General features: G+C 67.5%; 18 protein-coding genes. 9 read left to right on the top strand and 9 right to left on the bottom strand.

Going from position 1 to position 18,206, the window contains the following annotated elements:
- Positions 1 to 91: 91 nt before the first annotated feature.
- The 5 genes from GCN74_RS07225 (at position 92) to GCN74_RS07205 (ending at position 5,250) form a co-directional block, all read left to right on the top strand.
- On the top strand, positions 92 to 1,033 hold the full coding sequence (locus GCN74_RS07225; protein ID WP_152256031.1) for a hypothetical protein: 942 nt from the start codon (positions 92 to 94) through the stop codon (positions 1,031 to 1,033).
- Positions 1,030 to 2,505, top strand: coding sequence for a PLP-dependent aminotransferase family protein (locus tag GCN74_RS07220; RefSeq protein ID WP_152256030.1), 1,476 nt, complete (start codon positions 1,030 to 1,032; stop codon positions 2,503 to 2,505). The genes GCN74_RS07225 and GCN74_RS07220 overlap by 4 nt, the downstream gene beginning before the upstream one ends.
- 100 nt (positions 2,506 to 2,605) lie before the next feature.
- Positions 2,606 to 3,826 (top strand): benzoate/H(+) symporter BenE family transporter, encoded by a 1,221-nt coding sequence (locus GCN74_RS07215; RefSeq protein WP_152256029.1) that lies wholly within the window; start codon positions 2,606 to 2,608, stop codon positions 3,824 to 3,826.
- A 97-nt stretch (positions 3,827 to 3,923) separates the two neighbouring features.
- A complete protein-coding gene (locus GCN74_RS07210; protein WP_193316997.1) occupies positions 3,924 to 4,667 on the top strand; it encodes a CPBP family intramembrane glutamic endopeptidase in 744 nt (247 codons plus the stop codon).
- Positions 4,668 to 4,707: 40 nt separating this feature from the next.
- Positions 4,708 to 5,250, top strand: coding sequence for a gamma carbonic anhydrase family protein (locus GCN74_RS07205; protein WP_152256027.1), 543 nt, complete (start codon positions 4,708 to 4,710; stop codon positions 5,248 to 5,250).
- On the opposite strand, the gene GCN74_RS07200 is transcribed toward GCN74_RS07205, so the two are convergent.
- From GCN74_RS07200 to GCN74_RS07170, 7 genes are all read right to left on the bottom strand, one after another.
- Positions 5,223 to 6,164 (bottom strand): acyl-CoA desaturase, encoded by a 942-nt coding sequence (locus tag GCN74_RS07200; RefSeq protein WP_226938920.1) that lies wholly within the window; start codon positions 6,162 to 6,164, stop codon positions 5,223 to 5,225. The genes GCN74_RS07205 and GCN74_RS07200 overlap by 28 nt on opposite strands.
- Entirely contained in the window at positions 6,164 to 6,481 is a 318-nt protein-coding gene (locus GCN74_RS07195; protein ID WP_092712778.1) for a DUF3144 domain-containing protein, read from the bottom strand. The genes GCN74_RS07200 and GCN74_RS07195 overlap by 1 nt, the downstream gene beginning before the upstream one ends.
- A gap of 70 nt (positions 6,482 to 6,551) precedes the next feature.
- Complete coding sequence (locus tag GCN74_RS07190) at positions 6,552 to 7,058, bottom strand: gluconokinase (RefSeq protein ID WP_226938919.1); 507 nt, start codon at positions 7,056 to 7,058, stop codon at positions 6,552 to 6,554.
- On the bottom strand, positions 7,055 to 7,558 hold the full coding sequence (locus GCN74_RS07185) for an OmpA family protein (protein ID WP_152256025.1): 504 nt from the start codon (positions 7,556 to 7,558) through the stop codon (positions 7,055 to 7,057). The genes GCN74_RS07190 and GCN74_RS07185 overlap by 4 nt, the downstream gene beginning before the upstream one ends.
- A gap of 18 nt (positions 7,559 to 7,576) precedes the next feature.
- Positions 7,577 to 8,848: a diguanylate cyclase domain-containing protein gene (locus tag GCN74_RS07180; RefSeq protein ID WP_152256024.1), complete on the bottom strand. Its 1,272-nt coding sequence runs from the start codon at positions 8,846 to 8,848 to the stop codon at positions 7,577 to 7,579.
- Positions 8,845 to 9,426, bottom strand: coding sequence for a YfiR family protein (locus GCN74_RS07175; RefSeq protein ID WP_226938918.1), 582 nt, complete (start codon positions 9,424 to 9,426; stop codon positions 8,845 to 8,847). Before GCN74_RS07175 ends, GCN74_RS07180 begins: the two co-directional genes overlap by 4 nt.
- A 196-nt stretch (positions 9,427 to 9,622) precedes the next feature.
- The gene (locus GCN74_RS07170) at positions 9,623 to 11,275 is read right to left on the bottom strand and encodes a Na+/H+ antiporter (RefSeq protein ID WP_152256022.1); all 1,653 of its coding nucleotides are present in this window, start codon (positions 11,273 to 11,275) and stop codon (positions 9,623 to 9,625) included.
- Between the two features lie 178 nt (positions 11,276 to 11,453).
- Between GCN74_RS07170 and GCN74_RS07165 the strand changes: the two genes are divergently transcribed.
- The 4 genes from GCN74_RS07165 to GCN74_RS07150 all read left to right on the top strand — a co-directional run bounded on the left by GCN74_RS07165 (position 11,454) and on the right by GCN74_RS07150 (position 16,408).
- Positions 11,454 to 12,776 (top strand): cytochrome c, encoded by a 1,323-nt coding sequence (locus GCN74_RS07165; protein ID WP_152256021.1) that lies wholly within the window; start codon positions 11,454 to 11,456, stop codon positions 12,774 to 12,776.
- Positions 12,777 to 12,791: 15 nt separating this feature from the next.
- Positions 12,792 to 13,259 carry a (2Fe-2S)-binding protein gene (locus GCN74_RS07160; RefSeq protein ID WP_152256020.1) on the top strand — a complete coding sequence of 156 codons (468 nt, stop codon included), beginning with the start codon at positions 12,792 to 12,794 and terminating at the stop codon, positions 13,257 to 13,259.
- Positions 13,252 to 15,570, top strand: coding sequence for a xanthine dehydrogenase family protein molybdopterin-binding subunit (locus GCN74_RS07155; protein ID WP_152256019.1), 2,319 nt, complete (start codon positions 13,252 to 13,254; stop codon positions 15,568 to 15,570). The genes GCN74_RS07160 and GCN74_RS07155 overlap by 8 nt, the downstream gene beginning before the upstream one ends.
- Before the next feature lie 172 nt (positions 15,571 to 15,742).
- A complete protein-coding gene (locus tag GCN74_RS07150; RefSeq protein WP_152256018.1) occupies positions 15,743 to 16,408 on the top strand; it encodes a dienelactone hydrolase family protein in 666 nt (221 codons plus the stop codon).
- 5 nt (positions 16,409 to 16,413) lie between these two features.
- On the opposite strand, the gene fghA is transcribed toward GCN74_RS07150, so the two are convergent.
- Positions 16,414 to 17,283 carry an S-formylglutathione hydrolase gene (fghA, locus tag GCN74_RS07145; RefSeq protein WP_152256017.1) on the bottom strand — a complete coding sequence of 290 codons (870 nt, stop codon included), beginning with the start codon at positions 17,281 to 17,283 and terminating at the stop codon, positions 16,414 to 16,416.
- 56 nt (positions 17,284 to 17,339) lie between these two features.
- On the bottom strand, positions 17,340 to 18,203 hold the full coding sequence (locus GCN74_RS07140) for an NAD-dependent protein deacetylase (protein WP_152256016.1): 864 nt from the start codon (positions 18,201 to 18,203) through the stop codon (positions 17,340 to 17,342).
- Between the last annotated feature and the right edge of the window lie 3 nt (positions 18,204 to 18,206).

Here is an 18,206-nt window from a genome sequence, read left to right as displayed (position 1 = left end):
GCGTACGGCAGCGGCGAATGTTTCCATTTTGCCAGTACTGGCATTACACTCATGCTTTCTGCTGTTTCAACCTTGACCGGGAGCCGGGCCGATGCTGCAAGCGCAAGCGCTGGATAATCGACTGGTCGCCACCAGTGCCGACGACGTGCTGGTCGACCGCATCGTGCCGGGCGCGCCGCTGGTGATCGCCTTTGGCTTCGTCTCGTGGACGACGCGTCCCGCCTTCGATTTTTACGGGCGCCTGAGAAAGCTGGAACAGGCCAGCGGCCAGCACCTGAACAAGATCCTCGTGCGCGATTCGGGCAATGCCTGGTACCACCGCCGCATCGCCGGCCTGGGCAATCACGTGGATGAAACGGCGCAGACCCTGCGCGAGCTGGTACGCCGCATCGCGCCCAGCCAGGTCAGCACCGTCGGCCAGTCCATGGGCGCGTATGCGGCCGTCATGTTCGGCTTGCTGCTCGAGGCGCGGCAGATCGTCGCCTTCGGGCCGCTCTCCTTCCTCGACGTGCAGCAGGCGCGCCTGTACCACGAGCTGCGCTGGCTGCCCGTGATGGAGTCGCTGGCGCAGGACCCGCCGCCTTCCGGCTATTACGACCTGGCGGCCCTGTGCCGCGCCAGGGCGACGGACGATACGCAGCTGCACCTGGTGTTCGGCACGCGACCCGATGTGGCCAATGCGGGCGCCAGCGCCAGCGAATCGGTGAACCTCGACGCCATGCATGCGCAGCGCCTGGCCGCCTACGACCGCTGCACCCTGCACCCGTTTCCCCATTCCGGCCACGCGGTGGTGCAGCACCTGATCGACACGAAGCGCATCAACGGCTTGCTGGCCGCATGCATACTCGGTCTCACGCTGGCGCCCGAGCCGATGCCGGAGATCGGCGCGGCATGGCAGGACTGGGTGGCGGAAAACCTGCGCCTGGGCTGTGCGGACGAACAGCTGCTGGCGGTGCTGCAGCAGCATGGCTTTTCCCCGGCCAGCAGCATGGCTGCCGTGGCTGCGGCCCGTGCCGCGCCGAAGGCGACATGACGCCGCAGTTCGAACTCGAGATCCTGAAGATCCGCCTCGCCGCCCCCGCACTGGCGGCGCTCGACTTGCGCGTGCGGGTGCAGCGCGCGCTGCGCCAGCTGATACTCGATGGCGTGCTGGCGCCCGGCCTGCGCCTGCCGGCCACGCGCGCGCTGGCGCAGTCGCTGGGCGTGTCGCGCGATACGGTGGAGCAGGCGTATGCGCAGCTGCGCCTGGACGGGTATCTCCGGCGGCAGGCGGGATCGGGCAGTTTCGTGTCGCAGACGATAGGCGCCAGCTTGCTGGGCAAGCCGCCGCCGGCATCGCTGCCAGGGTCCGCGCAGCCGGTGGCGCTCAGCGCGCGCGGTGCGCACATCCTCGCTGGCGGCGGCGTGGCCGACCAGCAGAGCGTGAAGGCATTCGCCACGGGCTTGCCGGAAACGCGCGCGTTTCCCGTCGACGTGTGGGAGCGCCTGCGGCGCCAGGCGGCCGGCGAGCACCGTGCCGGCGTGCTGCTGCACGGCGACCCGCAAGGCGCCGAACCTTTGCGCCAGGCCATCGCCGACTATGTGAACCTGGAGCGGGGCGCGCGCGCCACGGCCGGCCAGGTGCTGGTGCTGAGCAGCACGCGCCAGGCCCTGTACCTGTGCGCTCAGGTGCTGGCCGACGCGCACGGCCCCATCCTGATGGAGGACCCCGGCTATTTCGGCGCGCGCAAGGCGTTCGAGATGGCGCAGCTGCGCGTGGTGCCCGTGCCCGTCGATGCGCAGGGCCTGTCCATCGAGCACCTGCGCGCGGACCGCAGCGGGGCCAATACGGTGTACGTCACGCCGTCGCATCAATACCCGACGGGCGCCACCCTGGCGCTCGAGCGCCGCCTGGCCCTGACCGCCTGGGCTGCCGAGCGCCGGGGCTGGATCATCGAGGACGATTACGACAGCCAGTTCCACTATGCGGGCTTGCCGACGGCTTGCGTGCAGGGGCTCGACACGCAGCAGCGCACGATTTACCTGGGCACCTTCGCCAAGTCGCTGTACCCGGGCCTGCGCATCGGCTACATGGTGCTGCCGCCCGCGCTGGTCACGCCGATGACGCATGCGCGCAGCATCCTCGATGGCCATACGCCGCAGCTGGACCAGCTGACGCTGGCCCGTTTCATCGCCGACGGCCATTTCGCGGCCCACGTGCGCGCCATGCGCAAGGTCTACGCCGTGCGCCGCGATGCGATGGCGCAGGCCGTGCAGCGGCACTTGCCGCACGTGGTCGCGGCGCAGCTGCCGCCGGGCGGCTTGCAGATGCCGTGCCGGCTGCACGGGGGCAGGGACGAGCTGGAAACGATACGCCTGGCGGCGCAGGCAGGCATCGTGCTGCCGGGCCTGAGCCGGCTGTACGCGAGGCCGCCGGAGCGGGGCGGCTGGCTGCTGGGCTTTGCCGCGCTCACGCCGCACGAGATCGACAGCGGCATCGTCCGCCTGGCCCGCGCGCTGGGCTGACCGCCAAAGTGGTCTGTTGACTACGTGGAAATTGGCCTGCTTGGGCAGTCCATCCGAAGACTAAGATGCCCCCTTTCGACTCTCAGGGAAGGGTATACGCATGCAGACCAGCTCCACATCCTCGGCGCTAACGGGCGACAGGCGCCAGGCGCGCTGGCGCGACCTGGCCGCCCCCATCACGGCGGCCTTCATTTCCGTCCTCGTCAACTATGGCGGCACTTTCGTGCTGGTGTTCCAGGCGGCCCAGCTGGCCCAGCTCAGCGCGGCGCAGACGGCGTCCTGGGTCTGGTCGCTGAGCATCGGCGTGGGCGTGACGGGCATCTGGCTCAGCTACCGCTACCGCGCGCCCGTCATCACGGCCTGGTCCACGCCCGGCGTGGCCTTCCTGGCCACCGTGATGCCGCACACGCCGTATGCGGAGGTGATCGGCGCCTATATCGTGTCCGCCATCGCCTTCATCTTGCTGGGCATGTCCGGCGCCTTCGAGCGCCTGGTGCGGCTGATACCGGGCGGCATTGCCGCCGGCTTGCTGGCCGGTATCCTGCTGCAGTTTGGCGTGAACGCGTTTGGCGGCGCCAGCGCCGATCCGCTGCTGGTGGCGGTGCTGCTGCTGTCGTACGCCCTGCTGCGCCGCTTCACGGCACGCTTTGCCGTGGTGGGCATCATGCTGATCGGCCTGGCCCTGCTGCTGGCGCAAGGGCGCATCGATGGCCAAGGCATAGCACTGGCCCTGGCCGCGCCCGTGTTCGAGATGCCGCGCTTTTCCGCGGCATCCCTGCTGGGCGTGGCGCTGCCCCTGTTCCTGATCACCCTGACGGGGCAATACATGCCCGGCATGCTGGTGCTGCGCAACGACGGCTATCAGGTCAGCGCCAATCCCATCCTGACGGTGACGGGGCTCGGTTCGCTCCTCATGGCGCCGTTCGGCGCGCATGCGTTCAACGTGGCCGCCATCACGGCGGCCATCTGCACGGGCAAGGATGCGCATGCGGACCCGTCGAAACGCTATGTCGCGGGGCTGGCCTGCGGCGTGCTGTACATCGTGGTGGGCATCTTCGGCGTCACCCTGGCCAGCCTGTTCATGGTCTTGCCGCGCAGCTTCATCACGGCGCTGGCTGGCCTGGCCCTGCTGGGCGCCATCGGCAACAGCCTGGCGCAGGCCATGGCGGACGTGCGCATGCGCGAAACGGCGCTGATCACTTTCCTGGCGACGGCCGCGAACGTGACCCTGCTGGGCGTGGGCGGCGCGCTGTGGGGGCTGGCGGCCGGCCTGGCGGCGCATGGGCTGATGCATGGCTGGCGCAAGCCGGTGGCGCACTGAGCGGGAAAATCGGCGATTTTTTGCCCATTTTGCCGGCCGCCGCATACAATTGCTGCCGCCCGTGCCCGTTGGCACCTTTTACCGGACGATCGGAACGATGGCCGAGCTCACTTCCCTGGCGCAGTATCTGCTGGCGATCACGCCCGCCTTCCTCGTCTGCGCCGCCTTGCTGCTGGCCCTGCCGCGCGCCGCGCCCCGTTCGGTGCCGCTGCTGCGCGTGCTCGTGCACATGCTGTTTTTCGTGCTGGCGCGCGACGCGATGACGGCGCACGGCTACTGGCAGGTGGCGGCGGGCGGCTTGCGCTTCACGGCGCCGCCGCCGGTCCTGCTGGCGCTGGGCGCCATGTCGCTGGCCCTGGTGGCAAGCACGTGCTGGCTGGAAAGCGAGGCGCGCCGCCAGATCCGCTGGCTGGGCACGCGGCCGCTCCTGTCCGTGCTGCTGGGCGTGGCGGGCGCCGCCCTGGTCGTCGCGCTGGCGACGGGCTTGAAAGCCCTGTCCGGCTTGCCGTCGCTGGCGCCCGTCGCGCCATCCATGCTGCCCTTGCTGCTGGGTTTTGCGCTGGCGGCCAACTGTTATGAAGAACTGCTGTTCCGGGGCTTGCTGCAGCAGCAATTGCGCGCCTGGCTGCCGGCCTGGCGCGCGGCGCTGGTGTCGGGCCTGCTGTTTGGCCTGTGCCATGCTTTTCTCGCCACCACCGTCACGCAGGTGGGTGCGCCCATCCTCGTGTTTACCGTGATCGAGGGCGTGGTGGCAGGGCTGGTATATTGCCGTGCCGGCTTGCTGGGCGCGTCCCTGGCCCATGGCCTGGCGATTTTTGCGCTGGCGGCCGGCTGGGTGTGATGCCTGTGGATTAATTTGATGAAGTGAAAGTGAAAATACCATGCCTGTCAGTTCCTACCTGAATACCCGTCCCGTGCTGGGCGAGCGCGTCTACCTGCATGACACGGCGCAAGTGATTGGCGATGTGCAGATCGGCGACGACTGTTCCATCTGGTGCAACAGCGTGCTGCGCGGCGACGTCAACCGCATCGTCATCGGCGAGGGCAGCAATATCCAGGACTTTTCCATGGGCCATGTGTCGCACAAGAATGCCGCCAAGCCCGACGGTTCTCCCTTGACCATCGGCAAGTACGTGACCATCGGCCATTCCGTGATCTTGCACGGCTGCACCATCGGCGACGAATGCCTGATCGGCATGGGCAGCATCGTCATGGATGACGTGGTGGTGGAAAAACACGTGATGCTGGGCGCGGGCAGCCTGGTGTCGCCGGGCAAGGTACTGGAAAGCGGCCATCTGTACGTGGGCCGCCCCGCCGCCAAGGTGCGCGCGCTGACGCAGGCCGAGATCGCCTACCTGCGCTATTCGGCCGAGCACTATGTGCGCGTGAAGAACAATTACCTGGCGGGCCGCGACGACGCCTGAGCGGGGGAGACGTCAAGCCGGCGCAGTTCCGGCCGCGGCGCCAGGTCGTGCGGCAGGCGCAGGCCGGAGACGAGGCCCAGGCGCCGCAACAGCAGCAGCACCCACCAGCCCGGGTCCCATTCGCCCGGCAGCAGGCCCAGCCTGGCCGAGCCGGGATAGGCGTGATGGTTGTTGTGCCAGCATTCGCCCATGGTCAGCAGCGACGTCAGGCGGATGTTCCGGCCCTGCACGGCGGCGCCATCGACGTGAAAGTGCATTTGCCCATGGTTGTGGGCGAAGTAGCCGATCAGCCAATGACCGAGCACGCCGGCGCTGACGCGCGCGCAGACGCCCCAGCACACCAGGCCCCAGCCGCCGCAGGCAAAGCACAGCACGGCCCACGGCAGTTGCTGCAGCATCCACGTGGCTTCCAGAAAACGGTAAAAGCCGTCGTGCGCGATGCGCGGCTCGATGGCGATGTGCGGCGGATGGGCGAGCTGTAGGCGGCAGTGGAGTTGCCACCAGGCATCGCGCCAGAAGCCGGCGCCGTGGCGCAGATAGGGATGGCAGTCGGGCAGGCGCTGCGCATAGTCGCGCAGGTCGTGCTGGCGCAGCAGGCCCAGCGGACCGCTGAGGCCCACCAGCACGCCCAGGTAGACGAGCAGGTAGGCCAGCCACTGCGGGCATTGAAAGCTGTCGTGGATCAGCTTGCGGTGGCTGCCCAGCGAATGGCCGAACAGCAGGACGATGGCCGTGCTGACGAGAAACAGCGCCACGCCCGTCCAGCTGAAGGCGAGCAGGGCGCCGGCAAGGGCGCCGGCCAGCATGGCCGCCAGCCACAGGGACGGCAAAGGCGCGTAGCGCACCGTACCGTCCAGCACTGCGCCGGCGTGGCGGGCGCGGACGCGGTGGCTGTCCAGGCTGGCCGTCGGCATCAGCCCTTGGGGGCTGACGACGGTTGCGTGTACTTGTCGAAGTTGGTGATGTAATCGTTGAAGTTGTCGGTCAGCATGCGCTTGTACTGTTCCGTGAAGAAGGCCACGGCGCCTTCCTTCTCTGCCTGCATCTTGGCCACGTCGTTGCTCTTGCTGGCGACGAGGAAGGCGTTGAAGCGGGCGGCTGCGTACAGCAGCGAGGTGGCGACTTCATTGCCGCCGCTGTGCATGCATTGCTCGTTGGCCAGGGCGATGACCTGGTCGGCCCGTTCCCAGAATTCCGGGCCCGGTGCTGGTTTTGTCGTTGGTGTGCTCATAAAAATCCCTCATGAAAGTGCGCGCCAGTCTACACAGGGGGCCGCGGGCTGTCCAGCCGCGCGCCGCCTGTCAGGGCGCCTGCAGGATCTGTGCCAGCAAAACGGGCAGGGGCTGGCGGATATCGAGCACGATGCCGGCCTCGTCCGCCTGCAGCGGCTGCAGGGTGCGCAGCTGGCTGTCGAGCAGGCTGGGCGGCATGAAATGGCCGGGCCGCTGCATGCGGCGCTCCAGCACGTCGCGGGGACCGTCCAGGTGGACAAAGCGCAGGGCCGGGTCGCCTTCGCGCAGCACGTCGCGGTAGGCGCGTTTCAGGGCGGAACAGGACACCACGAGGCCGCCGCCTTGCGCGCGGGCCGTGGCGATGCGCTGGCGCAGGGCGGCCAGCCAGCCGGCCCGGTCGGCATCGTCGAGCGCCATGCCGGCCGCCATCTTGGCCACGTTTTCCGGGGAGTGCACGTCGTCGCCCTCCACATAGGGCAGGCCCAGCGCGCCGGCCAGCAGGGTGCCGACGGCGCTCTTGCCGCAGCCGGACACGCCCATCACGACCCAGCGCACGGCGGGCGCGCCCACGCTCATGGCGCCGAGACGATGACGGTGACGCGGCGGTTTTCCGCCTTGCCCGTCTTGCTGGCGTTCGAGGCCACGGGCTTGCTCATGCCCAGGCCCTTGACGATGATGTTGTCGCGTGGAATGCCCGAGACACTCATGGCGTCGGCCACCACGTTGGCGCGCGCCAGCGACAGCTTGTTGTTGTACGCTTCCGTGCCTTCGTTATCCGTATGGCCTTCCACGCGCATGTGGGTAATGCCCACTTTCAGCAGGGCGGCGCTGATTTTCTGGATGGCGGTGCGGCTGGGCGGCGTCAGCTTGGCAGCGTCGAATTCGAACAGCAGCTTGTCGGTAAAGCTCAGTTCCCAGCCTTCGTCCGTCTGGTTGAAGCCCTGTTCCTTCAAGGTGGCGACTTGCTCGGCGTTGAACAGCGGTTTTTTCTCCGGCGTGTTCTGGCAGGCGGCCAGCAGGCCCAGCATGAACAGACCGAGGAAGCCGAGGCGTAATTGCTTGTAGAGGAATTGCATGGTGTTGCTCCTTGGGGGTCAGGGGTGAGTGTGGGGTTGCGGCAGGCGCGCCACCTGGCGCGTGCCGCGCTGCGCCTGCTTGGCGCGGTACATGGCTTCGTCCGCCGCACCCACCAGCGAGGCGGCATCGACGGCGTGATCGGGGAAGACGGCCACGCCGATCGTGAGCGAGCTGACGATGCTGTTGCCTGTAGGCAACTCAATGGCTTGCGCCATGGCAGCGATGATGTTGTCGGCGATGTGCATGGCGTCGCTGCTGTTGCGCAGCGGCTTGAGCAGGATGGCGAATTCGTCGCCGCCCAGGCGCGCCACCAGGTCGCCTTCGCGCAATTGCTGCTTGATGCGCGCCGCTATCGTCACCAGCACGCGGTCGCCCGAGGCATGGCCGAAGGTATCGTTGATGTACTTGAAGCGGTCGCTGTCGAGGAACAGCACGGCCACCTTGCCGTTGCCGATGCGCGCTTCGAGGATGGCGCGCTCCAGCTCCGCTTCCATGAAGGCGCGGTTCGACAAGCCCGTCAGGCTGTCGTGGTTGGCGCGGTGCGACAGCGAGGCGTTTTCCTTTTGCAGATGGCTTTGCCACGCTTCCAGTTCATCGAGCAGGGCGTTGAAGTCGTCATTGAGCTGGTTCAGTTCGGCGATATTGGCCGGCGGCACGCGCAATTCGAACGAGCGGTCGCGCCGCACGCGGTGGGCCGTTTCCGCCAGGTGGCGCAGGGGCGAGGTGATTTCCGTTTCCATGCGGCGCGACAGGCGCACGGCCACGGCCAGGCTCAGCAGCAGGCAAGCGAGCAGGCAGGTCAGGCCGCTGAGCAGGAAGGGCAGCAGGCTGCGGCTGTGCGGCACCAAGGTGATGCTGCCGATGGCCTGGTCATTGCGCGTGATGGGGAAGGACAGCGAATCGGGCAGCATCCAGCCCGTCAGCGCGCGTTCGATGTAGTAGCGCGTGCCGTGTTCGCCCCGTTCCCAGTGGGCCAGCACCTTGCCGGCCTTGTCGCTCACCTGCGCCTGGTCGATATCTTCATTGACGCCGATCAAGGCCAGCGCTTCGCGGGCGGCCATGGGGTCACCAAAGACGACGGCCCCTTCCACCGTGTAGCTCATCGAGCGGGCCACCAGACGCAGGTTCTGGTCCGAATATACGCGCAGGGCCAGCAGCGCCACGGCCGTCAGGGTCAGGCCGGCCGCCAGCACGGCGATCAGCGATACGCTCAGGTGGGCGCGCCGCAGCACGCTGTCGAGCGTGGGGCGGGGCTTGCGTGCCAGCTGGCGGGGCAGGCTGGCGCTCATGGCGGCGGTCCCTTGCGACGTGCAATTTGCAAGGCGTTCGGATGCACGCGCAGGCCGCTGCGGGCGATGGCGTCGAGGTTGACGTCAAAGCCGATCTGCGCCTCGGACAGGCGCAGGCAGAACATGGTGCCCACGGTGCAGGACGTGCCCGGTTCGGCCACCGATAAAATCGGCTTGCCGATGACTTGCGCCAGCAGGTGTTCGCGTTCGCCATCGGGCAGGCTGCCCAGGTAGACGACGTCGCATTCGCCGGCCGCGGCCGCTGCCGCCGGGATTTTCACGCGGATGCGCTGGCCCAGGCTGGACGCGGGCGTATCGACGATGGCCGCCCCGTAACGGGGCGTGCCGAGCATGCAGACGCGCACTTCGGGGCGCGCCACGGGCCAGCGCACGTAGCTGATGATGCCGAACAGGACCTGGGCCACCTCGGCTGGCCGCCTGGCGTCAAGCGCCGCGCCCGCCTGCGCCCATGCCGCGGCCGGCGCCAGCGCCGTGCCGGCGAGCAGCGCGGCCAGCAGCACGAGGGCGAGCAGGGCAGGCAGCGCTGTGCGCTGCCGGTGGCGGGGAGAGGAGGGCACGGCGTCGGGTGTCTTTATTCGGGTCGGGTGGCTAGTCAAATAGTTACTCATCAGTACAGACTCTACGGAAGTCCATGCTGAAAGTAAATCACGGCGCTACGCCATACAACCTTGCATTATAAACACGAATGTTAAAACTTGCATTCCTTGCCATGAGAATTACTTATCAACACTGCCGCGGCGGGCCAGAGTGTTGCTATTCTTCCAATGTCGCCTCCAGTAAATCGATTTCGCGCAGCAGGCGCAAATGGATGGTGTCGTCCAGTTCGCCCGAGATGCGGCGGCGGAACAGTTCGTCGCGCTCCGCGTTGAGCGCTTCCAGGCGCAGCGCCCGCTCGGCGCGGGCCAGTTCCTGCAGCCGCATCGCCTCGTCGTTGCTGCTTTCGCCATACGCGAGGCGGCGCCGGTAGGCTTCGATCAGGCGGTTGGCCGCCTCGGTGACGACTTGTTGCTTGTCATTCTTGTCGATGCCCTCGCAGACTTTTTCCAGCCGCGCGATGGCGGCCTCGGCGGCAGAGGCGCGGGCATTGCGCTCTTCCGTCGAGCGGCGCGCGGGCGGTGCGAACACCAGGCCCTTGGTCAGCAGGGGCAGGGTGACGCTGGCCAGTATCAGCGACAGCAGAATCACGCCCATGGCCAGGAAGATGACCAGGTCGCGCGCGGGGAAACGATTGCCATCAGGCAAAAACAAGGGCAGGGTCAGGATGCCGGCCAGGGTCAGCGCGCCGCGCACGCCCGCAAACGACGCCACCAGCAGCAGGCGCAGGCTGGGGCGCGCCAGCAGGGCCGCGTCTTTCGGTTCGCCCGCCATTTTCTTGTGGTGCTTGAACAGGGTCAGTTTCATGGAGATGAAGACCCAGAGGAAGCGCATGAAGGTCAGGCCCACCGTGATGGCGACGACGAACAGGGGCAGTTTCCAGGCGCTGCCGGCGCCCACTTCCATCGATGCGGCGGGCAAGCCGGCAACGGTGGCGGGCAGCTGCGCGCCCAGCATGACGAAGATCACGCCATTCAGGACCAGTTGCACGGTATCCCAGACGGCCTTGCGCTGGGTGCGCGTGGCGGCCAGCGGGCGGCCGATCAGGTCGGCGTAATGCATGGACACGCCCGCCGTGGCGGCAGCCAGGATGCCCGAGCCGTGGATCTGCTCGGCGCCCAGGTAGGCGGCAAACGGAATCAGGATGCTGATCAGGATCTGCAGGCCCGGCTCTTCGCCAACCTTGCTCACCAGCCATTTATTTGCCAGGCCCACGCCCCACGAGATGGCCAGGCCGATGACGATGCCGCCGCCCGCTTCCTGCAGGAAACTCAGCGAGGCGGCGCCGATGGAAAAGCCGCCCGTCATCATGGCACCCACGGCAAACGTGAAGCAGACCAGGCCCGAGGCGTCGTTGAGCAAGGATTCGCCTTCGAGGATGTGCATCAGGCGCGGCGGGATCGGGTTGCCGGCCGCGATCGCCGACACGGCCACGGGGTCCGTCGGCGACAGGATGGCGCCCAGCGCGAAGGCGACGGCCAGCGGCACGCTGGGAATCAGCCAGTCGATGAAGAAACCCATGCCCAGCACGGTAAACAGCACGAGGCCGATGGCCAGCATCAGGATCGAGCGCGCATCGGAAAAGAAGGCGCCCTTGGGAATGCGCCAGCCATCGAGAAACAGCAGCGGCGGAATGAAGAGCAGGAAGAAAATGTCGGGATCGAGCGGCACTTGCACGCCAAACACGGCCAATCCCGTACCGCCGGCGATCTGGATCAGGGGCAGCGGCAGCTTGACCCAGCGCGAGCGGGCGATGAAGCCGCACAGGACGACGGTCAGGACGAGGATGAGGATAATGGTAACGGTATGCATGAAGAGAGCGGCGGCGTGCTGAAACGCTGATTATAAGGCGCAGCCCGCCCGCGGCGTTGCCTGCGTGTCATTGCGTACATACAACAAGTCACAATCGCGGTAAGATTGTCACAATCTGCGCTACCGCCGCCGTCCGTGCGCGGCAGGCGCGTACCTGGCCTTTTACCGGACTCCTGTTTTGCTCAAGAAAATCTTCACCGGCCTGCTGCTGTTGCTGGCACTGCTCATCGCGGCGGCGCTGGCTGCCTACCTGTATTACTGGCGCCCCGCGCTGGCGCCCGTCAACCCGCCTGCCGCCACGGCATTCTCCCCGCAAGTGGTGGAGCGGGGGCGCATCCTGGCCGGCATGGGCAATTGCGCCGCCTGCCATACGGCCACGGGCGGCGCCGACTACGCGGGCGGCCACGGCCTGGCCACGCCGTTCGGCACGGTCTATGCGACGAATATCACGCCCGACGCGCAAACGGGCATCGGCCGCTGGTCGCTGGCCGCGTTCCAGCGGGCCATGCGCGAAGGCGTGGGCCGCGATGGCGCCCACCTGTATCCCGTCTTTCCGTACACCCATTTCAGCCTCGTCTCGGAGACGGACCTGACGGCCCTGTACGCGTATTTCATGACGCGCCCCCCCGTGTACGCGGTTGCGCCCGCCAATACCGTGCCGTTTCCCTTGAATCTGCGGCCCTTGCAGGCGGGCTGGAAGTTGCTGTTTTTCAAGCCGGCGACATTCCAGCTTGATCCTGCGCAAGGCCTGGACTGGAACCGGGGCCGCTATCTGGCCGAAGGCCTGGCCCATTGCGCCGCCTGCCACACGCCGCGCAATGCGCTGGGCGCCGAGATCGCCGCTTCGACTTACCTGGGCGCGTCCATCGATCGCTGGTACGCGCCGGCCTTGACCAGCGCCAACACGGCGCCGCTGCCGTGGACGCAGGATGAGCTGTATGCCTTCCTGCGCACGGGGGCGACGGCCCTGCACGGCGTGGCGGCCGGGCCCATGTCGGCCGTCGTGCACGAAGGCATGGGCGCCTCGCCCGATAGCGATATCCGAGCGCTGTCCGTGTATTTTGCGGGCGTTTCCGGCGCGGCCGGGCGCAAGGTGGACGCCGACGCCGTGATCCAGGCGGGCATCGCCCGTTCGCAGCGGGTCAGCCTGGTCGACAATGACCGCGGCGCCAGCCTGTACGTGGCCGCCTGCGCGTCGTGCCATTCGAACAGCGACGGCCGGCCCGTGGCCCTGCGTCCGGAGCTGAGCCTGAACAGCGCCGTGAGCGCGCCCGATCCCGCCAACCTGATCCAGGTGATATTGCACGGCATTAGCAAGGATGCGGCCATGTCCGGCGTGCTGATGCCCGGCTTTGCCGCCTCGCTGACGGACAACGACGTGGCCCAGCTGGCCGCCTATCTGCGCCGCAGCCGCAGCCACCAGCCCGCCTGGACGAACCTGGAAGGGGCCGTGGCGCGCGCGCGTGCCGCCACCCGTGCGGCACCTGGTGCCGCCAAGTAATTACTGAAAGACATCATGCATACGATTATCGTCAATGGCCAGCCCTTCAGCACGGAAGTGGATGCCGAAACCCCGCTGCTGTGGGTGCTGCGCGACGAGGCCCATTTGACAGGCACCAAGTTTGGCTGCGGCATCGGCATGTGCGGCGCCTGCACCGTGCATGTGGATGGCCGCGCCATGCGCTCGTGCATCACGCCCATCGCCGCCGTGACGGGCTGCGCCATTACCACCATCGAAGGCTTGTCGCCGGACGGCACGCACGCGCTGCAGCGGGCGTGGGTCGCCACGCAGGCGCCCCAGTGCGGCTATTGCCAGTCGGGCCAGATCATGCAGGCCGCAACCTTGCTGCGCGACTATCCGCAGCCGACGGATGCGAATATCGATGCCGTCATGAGCGGCAACCTGTGCCGCTGCATGGCGTATGTGCGCATTCGCAAGGCCATCAAGCTGGCGGCCGGCATGCAGGAGGCGCCCGGTGTTTAAATTGCCGAAAGAAAATTCTGCTGCCCGTCCCAGCTCGCTGGGCCGGCGCGGTTTCCTGATCGCCGCCGCCGGCACGGGGTTTACTTTGGCTTTCCTGCGCGCCGATAGTTCCCTGGCCGACAGCAAAGTGGCGCGCGTGCCGCCTGCCAGGCCCGCCGCGCCCGTGTTCGACCCCAGTATCTGGTTCGAGATCGGCGGCGACGGCATCGTCACCGTGAATATCGCCAAGGCGGAAATGGGCCAGCACATCGGCACGGCCCTGGCGCGCATCGTGGCCGAGGAACTGGAAGCGGACTGGAGCAAGGTGCGCCTGCATTACGTGGACACGGACCCGAAATGGGGCTTGATGGTGACGGGCGGCAGCTGGTCCGTCTGGCAGAATTTCGACCCGCTCAGCCGTGCCGGCGCGGCCGGGCGCCTGGCGCTGGTCGAGGAGGGCGCGCGCCTGCTGCGCGTGCCCGTGTCCGCCTGCCACGCCAGGCTGGGCGCCGTGCATGGCCGGGGACGGTCGATCGGCTATGGCGACATCGTGCGCCGTGGCAAGCTGGCGCGCCAGTACACGCCGGAACAATTGAAGGCCATCGTGCTGAAGACGCCGCAGCAGCGCAGCCTGATCGGCCAGAACGTGCAGGCGCTCGACATTCCCGCGAAGACGAATGGCACGGCCGTGTACGGCATCGATGCGCACATCGAGGGCATGCTGTATGCGCGTCCGAAGATCCCGCCCACGCGCTACGGCTCAAAAGTGGTGTCCATCGACGACACGGCCGCGAAGAAGGTCAAGGGCTACCTGCGCTCGGTGGCCTTGCAGGACCCCAGCGGCACGGTGCCCGGCTGGGTCATGGTGGTGGCCGACACGTATGCGGCCGCCATGCGCGCGGCCGACCTGGTGCAGGTGAAATGGCGGGCCGGCGCGGCTGCCCACGTGTCGGAGCAGGATATCGTCAACTACGCCGCCAAGCAGCTGGCCGATGCGACGCTGGGCGCCCGCGTGGTCGACGACGACGGCGTGGAGCAGGCGTTCAAGGATGCCAGCCTGCAACTGGAACGCCATTACACGACCAGCACCGTGCTGCATTTCCAGCTGGAACCCGTGAATGCCGTGGCGCAGGAAGTCGACGGCGTCTGGCACATCCATGCGGGCAACCAGTGGCAATCGCTGATCCTGCCCGTGCTGGCGCAGGCCTTGAAGGTGCCGGAAAGCCAGGTGATGCTGCATACCTATCTGCTGGGCGGCGGTTTCGGGCGGCGCCTCAACGGCGATTACTGCGTGCCGGCCGCGCTGGCCGCGCAAGCCGTGGGGCGTCCCGTCAAGATGATCTGCACGCGGGCCGACGACGCCCGTTTCGATTCGCCCCGTTCGCCGTCCGTGCAGCATGTGCGCATGGCCTTCGACGACGCGGGCAAGGTGTCGGCGATGGTGCACGAGGCCAGCGCGGGCTGGCCCACGCAAGCGATGATACCGGCCTTGCTGGCCAAGGATAAGCAGGGCCATCCGTATGACCCGTTTGCCATCGCCGGCGCCGACCACTGGTACACGGTGGGCGCGCAGCGCGTGCGGGCCGTGTCGAACGACCTGGCCAACAGCAGTTTCCGCCCCGGCTGGCTGCGCTCCGTGGGTCCCGGCTGGACGAATTGGGCCGTGGAAAGTTTCATGGATGAGGCGGCGCAGGCGGCCAAGGTCGATCCGCTGGCGTTCCGTCTGTCCCTGCTGCAGGCGACGGGCCGCAATGCGGGCAGCGCGCCGAATGCCGTCGGCGGCGCCGCGCGCCTGGCCCACGTGCTGCAGCGGGTGGCGGACAAGGCCGGCTGGGGCACGGCCATGCCGCCCGACACGGGCCTGGGCATCGCCGCCACGTTCGGTCAGGAGCGCGACATGCCCACCTGGACGGCCTGCGTTGCCAGAGTGAAAGTGGACCGCAGCACTTGCATGGTGAAAGTCGAAAAGCTGTTTATGGTCATCGACGCGGGCAGCATCGTCGATCCCGATGGGGCGCTGGCCCAGGCGGAAGGGGGCGCCCTGTGGGGCGTGAGCATGGCCTTGCATGAAGGCACGGCTTTCCTGAATGGCGAAGTGAAGGATACCAACCTGAATACCTACACGCCCCTGCGCATGGCCGACGTGCCCGAGCTCGATATTGAATTTGTTGCCAGCACGCAGACGGCGACGGGCATGGGCGAGCCGCCGACCACGGCCGTGGCGCCTGCCATCGGCAACGCCATCTTCGCCGCCGTGGCGTCGCGCGTGCGGCATTTGCCGATCCGCCCGGAAGCCGTGCTGAAGGGGCTGGACCGGCACGGCGCCGTCTGATGCCGGCGCGTGGCAAATTTGCCGTGCGCCGCGCGTGAACGGACGCAGACTGGTACACTGAGGCTTGCCGCTCAAGGCGCGCAGGCGGCGCCCGGTCCGGCAAAATCAGCGCAACAGCAGTGTGATTTCAGCTTGATGTGAGCTTGATCCCAGCTCGATAGCGGAGGCAGCCATGCAAGAACAATTTGTCAGCATCACAGCCGATGAACTTCAAATGGACGGCGTGCTTGAAATGCCCGAACGCCCGGTCGGCATCGTCCTGTTTGCCCACGGCGCGGGCGCCGATAGCGATTACCTGGGCGCCTCCAGCCACGCCACTTCCCAGGATTTCCTGCGAGCGGGCATCGCCACCCTGCGCTTCGACCAGGGCGGCGTCGAGCCCGGCGGCGGCAGCAATGGCCATGCGTATTTCGTGCGCAGCGATATCGTGCTGCTGGCGCGCCAGTTGGAAAAAGCCCTGGGCTGGCTGCAGGTGGACCCGTCCACGCGGCGCTTGCCCTGCGGCCTGTATGGCTACGGCACCAGCGCGGCCGTCGTGATGCAGCTGGCGGCATGGCGCAGCGGGGAAATCGCCGCGCTGGCCGTCTGCGATGGCCAGGTGGAAATGGCCGGCAAGGCGGCGCTGGAAAACGTGCGCGTGCCGTCGTTGCTGATCGTGGGCGGGCGCGACCCCGACGTGGCTGGCCTGAACCGCATGGCGTTCGCCACCTTGCGCTGCGACAAACAACTGGAACAGATCGCCGCGCCGGGCGGCCCCGACACGCGGCACCAGGCCGCCCTGCTGGCCACGGACTGGTACACGCGCCATTTCAACGGGCATACCAGCACCACGCAATAGCCCGGTCAGGCAAGGGCGCGCAAGGTGTGCGCATGGAAGCGCACGTGCTCTTCCATGAAGCTGGCGATGAAGTAATAGCCGTGGTCGTAACCGGCATGGCGGCGCAGCTGCAGGGGCTGGCCGGCGTCGCGGCATGCCGCTTCGAAGACGTCGGGGAACAGTTGCTCGGGCAGGAATTTGTCGGCCAGGCCCTGATCGATCAATATGCCTTCGGGAAACAGTGCGGGCTGGCCCTGCAGGGTGCGCATCAGCGCGCTGGCATCGTACTGCTGCCAGCTGGCCGCGTCGCTGCCCAGGTAGCCCGTGAACGCCTTCTTGCCCCACGGACATTGGCTCGGTGCGGCGATGGGGGCGAAGGCCGAAACGGAGCGGAACAGTTCCGGGTTGCGCAAGGCCAGCACCAGCGCGCCGTGGCCGCCCATCGAGTGGCCGAAAATACCCGTGCGCTGCGCGTCGATGGCCAGTTCCTGCTCCAGCAGGGCGCGCAGCTCCAGAATGTAGCTGTACATGCGGTAATGGCTGTTCCATGGCGCCACGGTGGCGTCCACGTAAAAGCCGGCGCCCACGCCGAAATCCCACGCGTCGCTCTCGCCCGCGATGTTCGCGCCACGGGGGCTGGTATCGGGCGCGATCAGGATCAGGCCTTCCTCGGCCGCCACGCGCTGGGCGCCGCCCTTGATCATGATAGTTTCTTCCGTGCAGGTCAGGCCCGCCAGGTAAAACAGGGCGGGGCGCCTGGTGCTGGCCGTGGCGCCCGGCGCCGTGTCCGGAATGAAGGCCGAGAAACGCATGGGCAAGCCGATGGTTTGCGCATCGTGGCGATAAAAGCGTTGTACGCCGCCAAAACAGGCGTGTTCACTCAACAGTTCCAGCATGAATTCTCCTCGTCAATCCCACAGTATAGCGAGAGTGACGCGGCGCTGAGTCGGGATCAGGCCAACATGGCCGCTAATGCAGGCAAGATGTCCTGTGCCGGCGCTTCCGTCTTGAATGCCAGCAAATGGTCGGCGCGCGTCTTGCCCAGGTTGATGGCGGCCACGGGCTTGCCCGTTTCGGCCGCCATGCGGCACAGGCGAAAGCTGGAATACACCATGACGGACGAGCCAACTACCAGCAGGGCGCTGGCGCCGCGCATCTTGTTCTCGGCCTCCGCCGCGCAGGCGGCGGGCACGCCATCGCCGAAAAACACCACGTCGGGCTGCAGGGTGCCGCCGCAGCGGGGACAGGCGGGCACGTGGAAGGCGGCCAGCTGCGACGGCTCCAGCAAGGCGTCGCCGTCGGGCGTCGGCGTGGCCGTGGCGCCCAGCAGGTGCGGATTGTCGCGTTCGAGCTGATCCTGGATCAGGCGGCGCGTGTGGCGCGCCTGGCAATCGAGGCAGACCACGCCGTGTATGCTGCCGTGCAATTCCGTGACGGCGGCGCTGCCTGCCTGCTGATGCAGTCCATCCACGTTTTGCGTGACCAGGCCGCCGATGCGCTGGCGCTGGCCCAGTTGCGCGATGGCCAGGTGCCCGGGATTTGGCGCGGCGCGCGCCAGGGTCGGCCAGCCCACCATGCTGCGCGCCCAGTAGCGGCGGCGCACGGCTTCCTGGCGGCGAAAGTCGGGGCCTTGCACGGGGGCGTTGCCATGCCGCACGCCTTCCGTGTCGCGGTAGGCGGGAATGCCGGACGCCGTGCTGATGCCGGCGCCCGTCAGCAACAGCACGTCGGGATGGTGGTGCAGGAACTGCGCCAGCTGATCGAGGGCAGGAGCGTCGCTGGCGTGAAGCTGGCTGGCGGTGGGAAAGTTTTGCATGAT

The sequence above is a fragment of the Janthinobacterium sp. FT14W genome, assembly GCF_009208755.1.
Classification (GTDB): domain Bacteria; phylum Pseudomonadota; class Gammaproteobacteria; order Burkholderiales; family Burkholderiaceae_D; genus Janthinobacterium; species Janthinobacterium violaceinigrum.
The sequence above is the reverse complement of the archived record's forward strand: the minus strand, read 5'-3'. Positions and strand labels throughout refer to the sequence as shown.